The sequence below is a fragment of the Mycobacterium sp. NGS64 genome (genome assembly GCF_059812245.1).
This window is the reverse complement of record NZ_JCALCI010000001.1, coordinates 1580106-1595622: the sequence shown is the minus strand read 5'-3', so window position 1 is coordinate 1595622 and position 15517 is coordinate 1580106. Positions and strand designations below refer to the sequence as shown.

General features: G+C 63.3%; 14 protein-coding genes. 5 read left to right on the top strand and 9 right to left on the bottom strand.

Annotated features, from left to right (window positions below):
• The first annotated feature begins 119 nt into the window (after positions 1-119).
• The gene (locus tag AC5Y4S_RS07940) at positions 120-1436 is read left to right on the top strand and encodes a hypothetical protein (protein ID WP_500031765.1); all 1317 of its coding nucleotides are present in this window, start codon (positions 120-122) and stop codon (positions 1434-1436) included.
• On the opposite strand, the gene AC5Y4S_RS07935 is transcribed toward AC5Y4S_RS07940, so the two are convergent.
• Together AC5Y4S_RS07935 and AC5Y4S_RS07930 are read right to left on the bottom strand one after the other, a co-directional pair.
• Entirely contained in the window at positions 1389-2366 is a 978-nt protein-coding gene (locus tag AC5Y4S_RS07935; RefSeq protein ID WP_500032199.1) for a glycosyltransferase family 2 protein, read from the bottom strand. The two genes, AC5Y4S_RS07940 and AC5Y4S_RS07935, sit on opposite strands and share 48 nt — an antisense overlap.
• A gap of 16 nt (positions 2367-2382) precedes the next feature.
• Positions 2383-3147, bottom strand: coding sequence for a GAP family protein (locus tag AC5Y4S_RS07930; protein ID WP_500031764.1), 765 nt, complete (start codon positions 3145-3147; stop codon positions 2383-2385).
• Between the two features lie 389 nt (positions 3148-3536).
• On the opposite strand from AC5Y4S_RS07930, the gene AC5Y4S_RS07925 reads away from it, so the two are divergent.
• Positions 3537-3731: a hypothetical protein gene (locus tag AC5Y4S_RS07925; RefSeq protein ID WP_500031761.1), complete on the top strand. Its 195-nt coding sequence runs from the start codon at positions 3537-3539 to the stop codon at positions 3729-3731.
• 79 nt (positions 3732-3810) lie between these two features.
• Positions 3811-4920 carry a glycosyltransferase family 4 protein gene (locus tag AC5Y4S_RS07920; protein ID WP_500031759.1) on the top strand — a complete coding sequence of 370 codons (1110 nt, stop codon included), beginning with the start codon at positions 3811-3813 and terminating at the stop codon, positions 4918-4920.
• Positions 4921-4961: 41 nt separating this feature from the next.
• Here AC5Y4S_RS07920 and AC5Y4S_RS07915 read toward each other — a convergent pair whose 3' ends face one another.
• Entirely contained in the window at positions 4962-5759 is a 798-nt protein-coding gene (locus tag AC5Y4S_RS07915; protein ID WP_500031757.1) for a class I SAM-dependent methyltransferase, read from the bottom strand.
• A 353-nt stretch (positions 5760-6112) separates the two neighbouring features.
• On the opposite strand from AC5Y4S_RS07915, the gene gmd reads away from it, so the two are divergent.
• Positions 6113-7132, top strand: coding sequence for a GDP-mannose 4,6-dehydratase (gene gmd, locus AC5Y4S_RS07910; RefSeq protein ID WP_500031754.1), 1020 nt, complete (start codon positions 6113-6115; stop codon positions 7130-7132).
• 8 nt (positions 7133-7140) lie between these two features.
• Here the strand turns inward: gmd and AC5Y4S_RS07905 are convergent, their stop codons facing one another.
• From AC5Y4S_RS07905 to AC5Y4S_RS07890, 4 genes are all read right to left on the bottom strand, one after another.
• Positions 7141-8079, bottom strand: coding sequence for a methyltransferase type 11 (locus tag AC5Y4S_RS07905; protein ID WP_500031752.1), 939 nt, complete (start codon positions 8077-8079; stop codon positions 7141-7143).
• Positions 8080-8084: 5 nt separating this feature from the next.
• Positions 8085-9035, bottom strand: a complete 951-nt coding sequence (locus tag AC5Y4S_RS07900; protein WP_500031750.1) for a UDP-glucuronic acid decarboxylase family protein — start codon at positions 9033-9035, stop codon at positions 8085-8087.
• Between the two features lie 17 nt (positions 9036-9052).
• Positions 9053-10369, bottom strand: a complete 1317-nt coding sequence (locus AC5Y4S_RS07895; protein WP_500031748.1) for a UDP-glucose dehydrogenase family protein — start codon at positions 10367-10369, stop codon at positions 9053-9055.
• Between the two features lie 189 nt (positions 10370-10558).
• Positions 10559-12094, bottom strand: a complete 1536-nt coding sequence (locus AC5Y4S_RS07890; protein ID WP_500031746.1) for a hypothetical protein — start codon at positions 12092-12094, stop codon at positions 10559-10561.
• 328 nt (positions 12095-12422) lie between these two features.
• On the opposite strand from AC5Y4S_RS07890, the gene AC5Y4S_RS07885 reads away from it, so the two are divergent.
• Complete coding sequence (locus AC5Y4S_RS07885) at positions 12423-13394, top strand: GDP-L-fucose synthase family protein (protein WP_500031743.1); 972 nt, start codon at positions 12423-12425, stop codon at positions 13392-13394.
• A 195-nt stretch (positions 13395-13589) separates the two neighbouring features.
• Here the strand turns inward: AC5Y4S_RS07885 and AC5Y4S_RS07880 are convergent, their stop codons facing one another.
• Together AC5Y4S_RS07880 and AC5Y4S_RS07875 are read right to left on the bottom strand one after the other, a co-directional pair.
• Positions 13590-14081 (bottom strand): GtrA family protein, encoded by a 492-nt coding sequence (locus AC5Y4S_RS07880; RefSeq protein ID WP_500031740.1) that lies wholly within the window; start codon positions 14079-14081, stop codon positions 13590-13592.
• A gap of 194 nt (positions 14082-14275) precedes the next feature.
• Positions 14276-15166, bottom strand: coding sequence for a class I SAM-dependent methyltransferase (locus AC5Y4S_RS07875; protein ID WP_500031738.1), 891 nt, complete (start codon positions 15164-15166; stop codon positions 14276-14278).
• Between the last annotated feature and the right edge of the window lie 351 nt (positions 15167-15517).

Here is a 15517-nt window from a genome sequence, read left to right as displayed (position 1 = left end):
CGGCCAGGTTACGACCGCGCGGCCCCCCGGCCGCCCCGATGTCTCCCCCGCGCACAAAGCGCTCCGCCCCTGCTGGCAGATAAACTACCGTGTACGCGGTGGACAATCGACTCGCACACATGGACCAGGCGTCTTTCCTGGGTCTGCGGGCGCTTGGCTACGGGGCGCACGTGCAGTTCAACTGGATTTACAACCGTCCCGCAAACGTTGACGGATTGCGCCGCTTCCACCGAAACCTCGGATACGGGTTGCTGGGACGGCTGGTCGAACCGTCGTCGCTGCCTTTCGCGCGTGACCGCTGGGTGATCTCGCGCGGACTCGGCGACATCGAGATCGCCGAAACACCGCGCTCCCGTGCGGATCTGAACGCCTGGCTTTATGAGCGGGCCTGCCTGCCCCTGGACCCCGAGTACGGGCCCGGCTGGCATCTCGGGGTCCTCCCCCTCGAGGACGGCGGGACCGCGGTGTGCCTGACGACGTCGCACACCCTGGTCGACGGGCTCGGGATCCTGCAGGCCATCTCCGACGCGGCGGAGGGGCGAACCCGCCACCTGGGCTACCCGGGCCCCGGTTCGCGCACCCGCGGACGGGCCGCGCTACAGGACGCCCGGCAAACGATCGCGTCGGCTCCCGAGCTGGCGCGGGCGGTGGCGGCCACGGCGCGCATCGCCCGACACCGGCGCAAAGACGTCGTTGCCTCGATGACGTCGCCACCGCCTTCGCCGCGCCGGGCCGCCCACGACCGGCCCGTCGTGGTGCCCTACCTGACGGCCTATGTCGACGTGACGGCCTGGGATGCGTGCGCGAAAACCATTGGCGGAAACAGCTTCACGCTTCTCGCGGGTTTCGCGGGCAGGCTCGGCGTGCGAATGGGGCGCGTCTGCGACGACGGAACGGTCACGCTGGCGTTCCCGGTCAGCGACCGCACCGAGGACGACACGCGTGGCAACGCGGTGGTATTCCCGACCGTTTCGGTCGACCCGGCGCGCCTGTCCTCCGACCTCGCGGAGGTCCGTCTGAAGTTCAAGCAAGCGTTCGCCGACCTCACCGAGATCACCGAGGAGCTGCTGGGGCCGCTGCCGCTCGCCTCGCTGGCGCCCAAATGGGCCGCTCGGCGGGCGGCGGGAATGGGATTGGGCGCCGCCAGCCTTCCCATCGGCTGCTCCAACGTCGGGGATATGCCCCCGGCGACCAACCGCCCGGACGGAACCGACGCCGACTACGCCTCTGGGCGACTGATCGAACCGGGCATCAACCGGCGCGCCCTCGAACGCATGGGTGGGCAACTGTTCGTCGCTTCGGGGCGGGTGAACGGAAAAATCTTCCTTGCGGTCAACGCCTACCTGGCCGGCCGGGCGAACTCCCAAGCCGGGCTGCGCGAGGACGTCTTACGCACGTTCGACGAATTCGACTTGACCGCCGAGATTCACGGCTAGCGCGCGGGCGCGGGGGAACTCGCGAAAAGTCGCCGCCGCCAAGGTCTTCAGGTGCTGCGCCCGCTGCGGCCCGAAGACCGCGATCTCCACGACCAGCGCCAGCCATGCGGGAAACCACCAGAGCCGCGCGATGATCCGGATCGAGCGGGATGACGCCGGGTCGACGGCCAGCCAACTGAGAATGCGCAGCTGATCGAGCACGTAGCCCCGCGACGTCATAAGGTGCGTCGTTTCGGTCCCCTTCATGTGACTGCGCACCGACAGTTCCCGTGGCACAAAGCAAACCGTCGATCGCACCATCAGGCGCAACCAGAAGTCCAGGTCAACGAGCTGGTAGATATCGTTGCGCATGCCCCCGACGTCGAGTGCCAGCCGGCGCCGGAACATCACGCAGGTGGGCTCGCCGACCCAGTTGTCCCTCAGGCCCCCCAGCGCCGCCTGCCGCACCAAATCGCGCCCGTCATTGCGTTCCCGGAGGTTGCGAAAGTGCGTGTACATCTTGCCGTACATGCGCTTCCACCGCTCGTCGTTGCCCACGACCTGCCGGGGCGCGAACGCGAGCCCGACGGCCGGGTCCTCGAAGTATGGGGATAGCGTCGCCAGTGCGCCGGGCAGCAGCCAGTCGTCGCCATGCACGAACTGGACGCACGTGCCGCGAGCCAGTTCCAGGCATTTGTTGTGGTTCCCGTTGAGGCCGAGGCGGGGCTGATTCTTGACCAGCCGGTCTCCGGGCCGCAGCATCGCGGCGGCGACGGCGGCGCCGTCGTCCGACGAGTCGTCGTCGACGACGATGATCTCGAAGTCGACGCCGTCCTGGTCCAGGATGCTGCGCAGGCAACGCTCGATCGTGGCGCCGTTGTTGTACATCGGCACGCACACCGAGACCGTCGGCCGCTGGTCACAAGCGTCGTCGGGTTTCACCGATGTGATGCCCTTAGTACCGCTGTCAGAGAGCGGTAATACCCTGCGTCACCCATATAACCCCTCCGATACCGAGGACGGCTTGGGTGATCTTCATGCGGTAAGTCTGCAGCCAGGTCTGCATCCTGAGCATCAGCGCCAGAGTCTTCTCAGGCCTGACCAAATAGCTGACCAGGGGGATCTCGATGACCGCAAGCACCATGACCGTGAACACGATGAAGACGGAGAACTGCGTGAAGATGCCGGTGCCGGAGGCCATGATGAATGTGAGCAGAACCACACCTTCGTAAGGGGGGAACGTCGATCCCATGCCGACCAGGAATGCCGGCCAGACGGCATCGGAGTCCAGCATCTCCTGGGTGCGGGCCCCGAGGCGCGCGAACGCGCTCTTGGGGCGCTGGTCCTCCATTAGGACCGCAGTACTGCCGCTGCTCACGGTTGTCGGTCCGGCAACGACCCGTTTGGCCGCCCTTTCGCGGGCCAACATGACAGCTAAGACCACCAGGGAAAGCACGCCGACGGTGATCATGAGGCGCGGGCCGGAGAAGATGATGACCGCTGCCCTGACCTCTGAGATTGCGTCTGCGGCGCTTCGAATGGCCGCCAACGCGACGTCGCGCATTAGCAACAGCACAGCTGTCGCGATGCCGACACCTGCCACCATGCCGCCCAGCCAGAAAGCCAGGAGATTGCGCATGGGACTACGGCGGGACAGCATCACGACGGCGAGTCCCAACCGCACGGGATCGATCGCCATCCCCAACCCGGTTACCACCAGTAAGGCCCACATCAAGGGGGACGCTACCTCAGCGGGCCGTATCTCGTGGCGTAACTGGCGAATTCATTCGTTCGGCGACGGAGGACGCACCTCCAGGGCATCGGCCGTAATCACGACTTTCCCTCGGTGTGTGATCCACATTGCACAAGCTCGCCAAGGCGCGTAAACATCGCGGCCCGCCGAACGCTCGACAGGGCGCGACCAGCGCGCCCAAGGCTGGTCTTACGGGGACAGTCGAGCATGCGATCCACCTCGAGCGGGTGTTGCGCTCCTCCCCGCGGCTGATCCGCAGGTCCGACCATGCTGCATGGATGCTTCAATATGAACGCATGGCGGCGGGTCCACGGCCGCCCTGCCGTCAGACTCACGGGGTACCCGCGCCACGAACTCAGGAGGGCGGCATGAGGGCGCTGATCTGTAGCGTCTCGGGCCAGGACCGCGCGTACCGAGCTCACCTGCCGATCGATAACGGCTATGCGATGTCGGGTGCATCCCGCGAGGCGCAAATCGGTTATCTCGCGAAGCCCGCCGGGCTCGGGATCCGGGACGGCGCGCGCCTAAAGTCCATGCCCGCCAACGATTCCGCAGATTCGTGAACATGCTGCGCATAACCAAAACGCAAAGAATCTGCGACCCGGCCGGCCAAAGCCCGTTCGGCCGGTCGGTCGAGCAACCGTGGAGTTTGGGTCGGCGCCGGTGAAAGTCGCTTTCGACCACCAGATCTTCTCGTTCCAGAGGTATGGCGGTGTGTCCCGCTACATCTTCGAGCTGGCTCGCCGCCTGCCGGCTCACAGCGTGGACGTGTCCGTCGTGGCTCCGCTGCACGTCAACAACTATCTGACGGCCGAATCCGCCCGCCGCTTCACGCAAGGCAGGTATGTGCCTTATACGGTCGGAGACATTTCGCGTGTCGTCGGTGCCGTGAACCGGTTCGCCGCGCCGATGGCACTGCGAAAAGCGAACCCGGACATCGTGCACGAGACCTACTACGCCCTGAAGCCTGTTGGCCCGGCGCGGCACCGCATTGTGACCGTCCACGACATGATTCACGAACTCTTCTCCGAAGAGTTTCCCGACGCCGCACAAGTGACCGCTGCCAAGCGCGCCGCCGTCGATCGCGCCGACCACGTCATCTGCATCTCCGAAAACACGCGCCGAGATCTCATACGTCTCTTCGAAATCGATCCGGCGCGAACGAGCGTCGTGCACCTGGGTTATTCGGTTGACGCGGTCGCCCCTCGCGCGGTGCAGCACGAACAACGGCCGTCCCTGCTCTACGTGGGTAAACGCGGCGGCTACAAGAATTTCGACACGCTACTGCAGGCCTTCGCCAGCTCTCCAACACTGCGGCAGTTCGACCTTATAGCTTTCGGCGGGCAGCAGTTTCAGCGTGACGAGCAAACCGAGATCGAGCGCCTTGGTGTTGCTGACAGGGTCCGTTTCGAGTCAGGGTCTGATTCTGAACTCGCCGCGCGCTACGGGGCGGCCACGGCGTTCATCTATCCGTCGATGTACGAGGGATTTGGCATCCCGCCACTCGAAGCCATGAGTTACGGGTGTCCAGTCGTGTGCAGCAATGGCGGCTCCATCCCAGAAGTAGTGGGCGACGCGGCAGCCTATTTCGAGCCCAATAGCGTCGAGGATCTTCGGACGACTCTGGAACGAGTCGTCACGACGCCGTCGTTGCAGGCGAACCTGCGGGCACGTGGCGATGCTCGGCTGGCCGCATTTTCGTGGGACGACTGCGCAGCGGCGACCGCGCGCATCTATCGCGACGTGATGTGACTTGGGTCGTGCGACGACCTACCTCCCCGCCGAGCGACTGATCAGGTGTTGACGGCCCCTATCAATCGCTCATGGTCCGCCCACGTCCGCGAAACGAGGGCGCGCCGTGGCAACCAATGGAGAAGCCCCGAAACGCGCGGCGACATCAGGAAACGCAGGGCCAGGGGGTTGATTCTCGCCCGCGTCCAGATGTGGAACGTTCCCGAGCTGTACAGGTTCATGCCGAAGCGCTTCCCTATGAGCTCCAGCGTTCGCTTCTGATAGAAGCTGATGTGCTGCCCCGTGGGAAACGCGTAGTACCACCAGTCATCGGGGGCGGGCGGTTCGCCGGCGAACAGCTCCGTGGAGAAGATGATCGTGTCGGTACCGGTGCTGTTCAGGAGTTCGTCGACAAAGGCCACCGGGTCTGGAAGATGCTCCATGACTTCGAAGGCGGTGACTGCCGTGTAAGGCAGGTCCCCTCCCTCGCTCATCTCAAAGCCTTTTGCGACCAGGTTGGGGCTGTATTTATCCGTCCAGTAATAGTCGAAGCCGATGTCACGCATCAGGCGGGTGAAAAAGCCGTAGCCGCCGGCCGCGTCAAGAAATCGACCACGGCGATCAAACAGGAAGAACAAGACCAGAGAAGTAGCCCGTGCCAGGTCGAGGTTTCGGACCAAAATCCCCGTGTCGGCCGCCGCGACAGGGCTCTCATACGCTTCTTCCAGCCAGTAGGGCTCCTCCGTCTGCACTACCCCACAGTTGGCGCAGAAGTAGTAGCGGCAGTCGTATTTGTTCAGCACCTTGTGGTCGAACGCGATCTTGGCGGGAGAAGCACAAATCCGGCACTGCACGGGCATAACCTCCCTCCCAAGCCTCTCCGCACACCGGCGAGCACTGAAGAGGACACTCACGGACCGACATCGCGGCCAGCGAACCGGACACGCCAACCTGCGGTCGACGGCATCCATAAATGTAACGAACCTTGCCGCCGTCCTGCGCCCGTTTGCGTCATCCAGCTCGCCACCGGGTCGAGATGAGCGGTGTTACGCGTCGGCGAGCAGGCATAACTGTGCTGTCAGCTCTTGCTGCGTACGACCTTCTACTATGAGGCGACGGCGAATGCGTCGCCATACCAGCTGGGCAGGGTCAGCAGGCCCACGATCCAAGAGACTTTGGCGAAAAGGTCTGCATCGACAGAAGTGAGAAATTGGTGAAGCGAGCGATCATTACTGGAATCACGGGGCAGGACGGCTCCTACCTCGCTGAACTGTTGCTTCAGAAGGGCTACGAGGTGCACGGACTGATACGCCGCGCCTCCACGTTCAACACGTCGCGGATTGATCACCTCTATGTCGATCCCCACGACCCTGATGCCCGTTTGTTCTTGCACTACGGCGATCTCACCGACGGAACGCGCCTGGTTACCCTGCTGAGCACCATCGAACCCGATGAGGTTTACAACCTGTCGGCGCAGTCGCACGTGCGCGTCAGCTTTGACGAACCCGTGCACACCGGTGATACCACCGGCATGGGATCCATGCGACTGCTAGAAGCCGTCCGGCTCTCCAAGGTGCAATGCCGCTTCTATCAGGCGTCGTCGTCCGAGATGTTCGGCGCATCACCGCCGCCCCAGAACGAGCTGACGCCGTTCTATCCACGGTCACCGTATGGTGCGGCGAAGGTCTTCGCGTACTGGGCCACCCGCAACTATCGGGAAGCGTACGGCTTGTTCGCGGTCAACGGCATCTTGTTCAATCACGAATCACCAAGGCGCGGAGAAACTTTCGTGACCCGAAAGATCACTCGTGCCGTGGCGCGCATCAAGGCGGGCGTTCAGTCCGAGCTGTTCATGGGGAACCTCGATGCGGTAAGGGACTGGGGATATGCGCCGGAGTTCGTCGAAGGCATGTGGCGGATGCTCCAGACGCCCGAACCCGAGGACTACGTTCTCGCGACGGGCCGCGGCTACTCGGTGCGCGAGTTCGCACAAGCGGCCTTTGAGCATGCGGGACTCGACTGGCAAAAACACATCAAGTTCGACGAGCGCTATCTGCGCCCCACCGAAGTCGATGCCCTGATCGGTGATGCGTCGAAGGCCGCCGGGAAGCTTGGATGGACGGCGTCCGTACACACCGGCGAACTGGCGCGGCTCATGGTCGACGCGGACATCGCCGCGCTGGAGTGCGAAGGCAAGCCATGGATTGACAAGCCGATGGTCGCCCGGCCGTAACGAGCCGGCTAACGGTTTTGGCCGCGCCTCATCGCCCTGTTGGCGAGCAGCTTGAGGGCGCAAGTCAGGTCATTGAACCGAAGCGGCGAGGCATTTGAATGCGCAGCTCGAAGCCTGGCCTCGAGCTCATCTTTATCAAAGCTCGCCAGTAGGGTCGCCGGATGGCTGAGTGGCCATTCCAATTCCTCGGCGACCAGCGACGAATAGACAGTGTCACCCGTGGTATGAGTTGCCTCGGCGTGAAACCCGATGTTGCTTACCAAGTTTCGGGCGGGAGCGATGCACAGGCCTGAGTTTGCCCAGATGCTGTAGACCCATTGGTAGTCCCACGTATCGATGTTGCCGTCATGGACGCTTTGGAAGACCGACTCCCAGCGGTAGCGCTCGCTCAGCCTCGGAAGATACTGGTCAAAAAGCTTCCTGTCCTTGATGTTTGGCCAGTTTGTCATGTTGAGGTCGTATTTTGCCCACGCGCGTCTCCACGTGGCCCAGCCCCAGACGTGCGGATACCTCGAGAAGTAATAGCTGTCCGACGTGGCGGCCCGTCCGAATAAATGGTTGTCCCCGGAGATCATCATGACGCGCTCGTCGCTCTCGTAGCGGTCGAGCAGCTCGGCGCAGAACTGGAAGAACGAAGTGGAGGGTACGCAATCGTCCTCGAGAATTATCGCCTGGTCGACCTGCTCGAAGGCCCACGTGATGCCGGAGGAAACCCGTAGCCGGCAGCCCATGTTCGTCTCCGAGAAGTTCTTCTGAACTTCGCAGTCCCAGTCCACTCCATCGATGATTTCGCGTGTGGCTGCGCACTTTTCGGCCTCACCTGGCCTATTCGCGCGGGGTCCGTCGGCAACGACCAGGAGCTTTTCTGGCTTGGCGGCTCGGATCGTCTCGAAGACCTGGCGCGTGGTGTCCGGGCGGTTGAAGATGATGAAGATGATCGGGGGCATTCTTGTCAGGGTCCCGTCCTGGTGCCGTTGAAGTATTCGATCGTCCGCGTAACCCCCTGCTCGAAAGGGACTTGAGGACGCCAGCCGAGCTTGGATTCGGCGAGGCTGATGTCTGGCTTGCGTTGCCGCGGATCGTCCGGAGGTAGCGGCTTGTGAACGATCGGCGACGGGGATCCGGTCATTTCCTTGATGAGGTTCGCGGCCTCCCCGGCGGTAAATTCAGCCGTGCTGCCGAGGTTGAGGGGCCCCGTGAACGAGGGGTCGCTCGCGGCCATCTTCACCAGCCCGTCGACGAGGTCGTCGACGTAGCAGAAGGACCGGGTCTGGCTGCCATCCCCGAACACGGTGATCGGTTCACCCGCCAGCGCCTGGGTGATGAAGGTGGCGACGATGCGGCCGTCCGCGGGGTCCATCCTCGGACCGTAGGTATTGAAGATGCGGACGACCTTGATTCGGACGCCGTAACGGCGCGCGTACTCGAGCATCAACGTCTCCGCGATCCGCTTGCCCTCGTCGTAGCAACTCCGGACGCCAAAGCAGTTGACGTTGCCCCAATAGCTCTCGACCTGGGGATGGACGGTTGGATCTCCATAGACCTCGCTGGTCGAGGACTGAAGTATGGTCGCTCCCTTCTGGCGCGCTAATTCGAGGAGATTTTTCACCCCGCCGTAGTTCGTCTCGAGGGTGAACAAGGGATCGCGCTGATAGGTGAGCGGCGACGCCGGACAGGCCATGTTGAAGATGACGTCCAGCGGGCCCGCCGCGGCCGCGTCGATCGGCCGCGTGATGTCGTGTTCGAAAAAGTTGAAACCCGGGTCGCCATCAAGGTGCCTGATGTTGTCGAGACTGCCCGTGTAGAAGTTGTCCAGCCCCAGAACCTCGATGCCGTCGCGGCGAAGACGATCGCAGAGGTGGGATCCCAGGAAGCCGGCGGCGCCGGCGACGAGGGCTCTCATCTGTTTGTTCTCCTATGTCAGTTGCGGCCCATGCCGTAGTACTCAAAACCTTCGGCCCGCAGGCGCTTTGGGTCGTAGATGTTTCGGCCGTCGAACACGACGAAGCCTCGCATCGTCGACTTGAGGCGCTGCCAGGACGGCCGCTGGAACTGCTTCCACTCGGTGACCAGCAGCAGGGCATCGGCGCCCTCGGCGGCCTCGTACATATTCCCGGCGTACTCGATCGCATCCCCCAGCACCTTTTTCGCCTGCACGGTCGCTTCGGGATCATAGGCCCGTACCGTAGCCCCCATCTCGATCAGCCGCCTCGCGATGACAATGGAGGGGGCCTCGCGCATATCGTCGGTCTGAGGCTTGAAGGACAGGCCCCAAAGCGCAAAGCGCAGGCCTTCCAGACTGGTCGCAGGCGACTGGCCGCCGAAATGGGTCACGATCTTGGACACGAGGGCAGATTTCTGCCCGCTGTTGACCTCGTCGACTGCACGCAGCAGACGCGAGTCGGAGCCCAGGCTCTTGGCGGTATGTATAAGGGCCTGAACGTCTTTCGGCAAGCAGGAGCCACCGTATCCCACCCCGGGGAAGAGGAATTCGTAGCGGATGCGCCTGTCCGCGCCGATCGCCTCCCGCACCGCCGAAATGTCTGCGCCGGCCTTCTCGCACAGGTTCGAGATCTCGTTGATGAAGGAAATCTTGGTCGCAAGGAAGCAGTTCGCCGCGTACTTCGTCATCTCGGCGCTCCTGATGTCCATGGCGATCAAGGGATTGAATGTGCGCAGGAACGGCTCGTACACCTCTCGCATGATGTCGAGGGCGCGCTTTGAGTCGCTGCCTATCACCACGCGATCGGGCTTCATGAAGTCCGCGATCGCCGTCCCCTCCTTTAGGAATTCGGGATTGGACACGACGTCGAACTCGTGTCTGGCCGCCTTGCCGACGATCGCCCGCACCTCGTCGGCGGTGCCGACGGGCACGGTGGACTTGTCGACGACGACCTTGTACCGGTCCATGTACGACCCGATGTCCTCCGCCACGGAGTAGACGTAGGACAGGTCGGCCTCGCCGTTCTCGCTCATTGGCGTCGCGACGGCGATAAAGATCACGTCTCCGTGCTCGATCGCCCGCTTTTTGTCGGTCGTGAAGTCGATGGACCCCATTTCCCGGTTGCGTTCGACGAGCTCGGCCAGTCCCGGCTCATAGATCGGAATCTCACCCTCGAGAAGCCGGTCTACCTTCTCCTGGTCGATATCGACACAGACGACCTCGTTGCCGCTGTCCGCCAGGCAGGCGCCCGTGACCAGCCCGACGTAGCCGCATCCGATCACCGTAATCTTCAAAAGGCCCCCTTCTTCTCCTAATGGATCGCCGCCCATACTCTCGCAACCGCGACGTTCCCATGTGGTTTTAGCGAACGATCGTCGCCGGCGCCTGAGAGATGCTGACGGGCCGCTGCAGGTTATCCAGGCTCGAGCGGATATCGCGCACGCGACTCGCCACCTGAGCGGCGCCGCGTCCGTCCGGCAACATCAGTGCGGCTCGGCGGCCCGCAGCGATTCCTGCGGCGGGGACTTCCTCGCCGGCTGCGATGCCGACGATGTGGTGTCGACCTCGGGTTCTGAGGGACCTTCGGCGTCAGCCGGCCATTCGTCACCGCGACGCGGGGAAACCGGTCGGCGCGCGTAGGAAACGATGATGACCGCACAAGCGACCAGCCATATGAACGGGGTCAGAAACGTCGTGGAGCCGGTGACCGTGCGGGTCCCGATAGTGGGAATCTCGACAGTGCTGATCGGGATGGGTAGCGCGACCTGGGCGACGCTGAGCGCCGCGGCCAAACTCACGCAGATGCCGACCGCGCGACGGCGGTCGCCCCGCTTTGCGAGCTGGTCGAATAGCCCGTTCCCGGGCGGCCCGTCGGGGTCTCGAGCAACGAGTGCGGCGACCGGCAAAACGCATACCAAGTAGTAGTAGAGGGTTTGCGGGGGGAAGAGTGTGGCGGTGACCAGTAGCACGATCCCGACCATGACCGGCGGCATGCGTCGTCCCAACGCCAGCACGCAAACGACCACGGCGACCAGGAGCACATACCCGATCGCCGATCGCGGACCGATGAGAAAGTCCTCCGGAATTTTGCCGCCGGTCTGCGCGAGCTTGATGTTGTCCGGGATCATGAACACGGCCCTGCTGAAGGACACATTCCGGCCACTAAAAAGGAGCGGGTTGGAACCATTGAAGGCACGGAAATTGTGGATTGACTCTGCAATTGTCCCGGGAAAGCCCCGCGGCCACGCTAGATACGCGGCGACATTGGAGACCAGGATGCCGGCGATGGCGATGCCGCCCCACCGCCACCGGCGGGCCGCGAACAACGTCACAGCCAAGATGGCGAACGGCGGTTTCACCAGCGCCGCCAGCACCACCATGATCGTGACGAGGCCCCATTGCCGCCGGCACAACCCGATCAGAAGAACCAACGCGATTGGTACCAGGAACCCCGTCGAGTTGCCCCGATCGATCACCATCCACGTCGGGACGGCAGCGGCGCCCAACGCTACGAAGACCACCACCCGCTCCAAACCGCGTGCCCCTCGGGCCGCCCAAATCGCGGGAGAAAGGACCGAGATCGTCAGCGCGACGAGATAACCGATCAGTCCCAGCCGGGGGGCGCCCAGCAATTTTCCGAGAAGCCCGAACAGCAGGTGCGGGATCATTCCTGCCGCGGGGTACTGCATCCGCACCAGCGGGTGCGGCGGCAGCAACGGATAGGGCGCCCAGGGATCGGGTCGCAGCACAGCTTTCACAACCATCGAGTAGTCGCTGAAGCAGTGGCGGCCGATATGAATTTCCGAATCGACGTAGCAGTCCTCGGGGAAGGAGACGAGAGAGGAAAGCACGTCGACCGAGTAGTACTGGGTCAGCACGTAAGTCACCGCCGCCGAGAAGGCGGTCCCGATCAGGATGATGCCGAGCATGAGGGACCGCTCGGACTCAGTGGCGACCGCCGAGACCCGCTGTCGGAACCTGATCACCGCACCGCGCGACAACTCGCGGGTTTGACTCAACTGGACTCTCCTCGGTTCTCGCAAAGCGGTTGCCGGACCTACCGGGCAACGCGCCCGCATGCCGGAGCGTACTAGGACGACGTGCGGTGAACGGTTTTTTCGCAGGATGGAAATCCAGGGACGGACTGCCGGAACCAGGTGTTTCGAATATGGGGCGTGCCACGTGGAAGTTGCCAGGCCGCAACGGATGTTGAAAACACCGATTCTCGAAGTTGGCAGGGTGCCCGGCGTGGCACGGCGCTCGAACGACGGTCCTCGCTTCGGGCGTGCCGGAGAGAGAACTCCGATAACGTACTGTCGAGCAACCAAGACACATCACTGGTAGGACATGAGCAAAGCGGTCGGTTCAGTCGGCGTCATTGACCGCGCGGCGCCGGTATACATAGCAGGTCACCGTGGGCTGGTCGGTTCTGCTCTACTGAGGAAGTTTCAAGCCGAGGGCTTTACCAATCTTCTTCTGCTGTCGCGCGCTGAGCTGGACCTGACGGATCGAGATGCGACTTTCGCGTTCATTCTCGAGTCCAAGCCACAGGTCGTCGTCGACGCCGCCGCCAAAGTTGGTGGCATCCTGGCGAACGACACCTACCCGGCCGAATTCTTGTCGGAAAACCTACAGATCCAGGTCAACTTGCTCGACGCCGCGGCAGCCGCTCGGGTACCGCGCCTGCTGTTCCTTGGCTCCTCGTGCATCTACCCGAAATACAGTCCGCAGCCCATCAGGGAAAGTTCGTTGCTTACGGGCCCTTTGGAGCCGACAAACGACGCCTACGCGATCGCGAAGATCGCCGGCATCCTGCAAGTCCAGGCCGTCAGGCGCCAATACGGCCTGGCGTGGATCTCTGCGATGCCAACGAACCTGTATGGACCCGGCGACAACTTCTCGGCATCCAACTCCCACCTGCTGCCGGCGCTCATTCGCAGGTACCACGAGGCCCAGGCCGCCGGCGCCCCCGAAGTGACCAACTGGGGCACCGGAACACCCCAGCGCGAGCTTTTGCATGTGGACGACCTGGCGTCGGCCTGTCTGTACCTTCTAGAGAATTTCGACGGCCCGAATCACGTCAACGTCGGTACCGGCGTGGACCACACCATCCGTGAGATCGCCGGCATGGTGGCCGAAGCCGTCGGATACGACGGCGAGACATCTTGGGATACAACGAAACCGGACGGAACACCACGCAAACTCCTGGACATCTCGGTTTTGCGGGAAGCGGGTTGGGAGCCCGAGATCTCGCTGCGTGAGGGCATCCAGACCACGGTCGCCTGGTATCGCGCCAACCTTGGGGCACTCAGAACGTAGTCGGCGAGTTCGCGGCAGCGCTCTTGGTGCCTCCGAAGGCGCCGACTCCATGGCTTGGCCGCTGCTAACGCGGGTGGCGCCATTGCCGCGGCTGGCCTGCTTTCCCTCGAAATGACGTGGCGCGCAACGAGAAGGCGGGAGTTTCTCGGGGGTTGTGAATCCCGGCGTCGACGATGGCGTCGCACGGCCGCCGGTCTACGTGCGCGATGTCTCGTCCTGGGCGTCGGTGGCGCTGCGTCGGAACGAGAAGTATCGGTGGCCGAGATAGTTCAGCACCAGGATGGGCACAAAGACGATTATTTGCGCCGGGATACGGTGCACACCCAGCTCGACCAGCACCGTCAAGGCGACGACGTTGAGGCCGAACGTCGTGAGGTAGACGCTCTCGAAGCGCGCGAGGTCGCGCAGCACGTGGCCGCGAACGCGGAACACCAACCGGCGATGCATGACGAAGGCGAACAGCACGCTAAGCACGTGCGAAACGGTAACCGTCACCAGCGATCCGGCGACCGTGCCGAACCTGCGGTCGACGGCGTGCCCCACCGTCTCCGAGCACGCGACGAACATCCCCAACCCCACGACGGTGTTGATCGCCCCGACGATTAGGAAGGCCACGCGCTGGTCGCGGATGAGCCGGATCAGCGGCCCCGAGGGCGCCGACTCGGGCGGTAGGTCGAATTCGGTCATTGGTGGCATCGAAATGTTGCGGTTTGCTGGTGGGTCACCCCAGTTGCGACTGCGTACACATTCGGCCCCCAGGCGATCTCCACGGCGCGGCATCGCGCAGGGTCCATGTCAGCGAGGCCCATCCCTTTCGCCTGCACCGGAGAGCCCTTCATACTCACGTGAAACCCTTCCCCGTCGCGACGGTAGACATAGGGTCAAGCCGGGACGCGCCCCGCGAAGACCATCTGGGCACCCGTGCCGTCGTCGCAGCCTTCGTACACCTCGGGCTCGAAGCCGGCCTCACGCACATAATCAACAATGTCGCGCCCGAACTCGCTGAATGTCAGCAAATCGGAGCCGGCGGGGATGAACCGATAAGCCCCGCTGCCTCGACCGTGGTAGAGGGCCGGCATCAGGTGCACGATCTCGCCGTTTTCGCCTCTATAGGCCCGCGCTTGCGTAGTCTCGCGCGTCCAAACCACCGGCACCGTAAAGACATGACGGCCTCCCGGCCGCAGTACCCGCCGCGTCTCCGCCAGCGCCGTCCGGAAGTCGTGGACATGTTCTAGGGTGTCGGACGACAGGACCAGGTCAAAGGCCGCATCGGCGTAGGTAAGGTGACAAATGTCTTCGTTGCGGATGCCGTCGACGACCTCGCCCAGTCGCTCTGGGCCTCGGTAGTCGGAGAACATGAGCCGCGGAAGCCGGCGCAGCAGCGCGTGCAACGATCCGAGGGAACCGATCGTATTTATTTCGGCCACGTCGAGAGCGCGGAACGCAGGATCCTCGATCAATTCAGAGAAGGACCCACACCCCGGAGGGCCGTACAGAGCCATGAGGACCTCAGCAATTCGCCTTACTCTCAGGTTGCTGCAGCAGAAACGGCAGAACATGCTTTCGCGCCGGACGTAAGCGCGGGACACGCTTGGATCGGACCAAAAAGCGTGCATGTCGTCGGGGATCGTCCACGAATTGAAGGCGAAAGCGGTATCGGCACCGCAGGCCACACAGCGTCCTGTCTCGTCGGCGCGGCGGTCGCGCCATGGGCGCAGGTTGAGCAACACCGGCCGCCCCACCCTCGCTTTCACCGCCGTCACTACGCTCACCTCGACAAGGCTCCCGTTCGTTCAGCCCGGAGCCGAACGGGCAGCACAGCATCAGTGACACCGCGTGCGGCACCCGCGCATCTACCGGCCGGCCGATGGTCATATGCCGTATTGGCGGACGACGCGGTCAACCATGCCCGCACGGGAGCACTAATGACCACAGCTCGCCCGAGTACGGTGGGGTGGATCATCGTCGGTGCCGCACTCTTGTATGTGCACACGCGTTGAAACTGACCATGACTCGCTCCCGGGTTTAGCAAGCGATGCTGCGGTTCAGACACATTCGTGACACGTTGAGCAACTACCTCTCACATGCCGCACAATACGTCAGAAGCACAGCGACAGGACAAG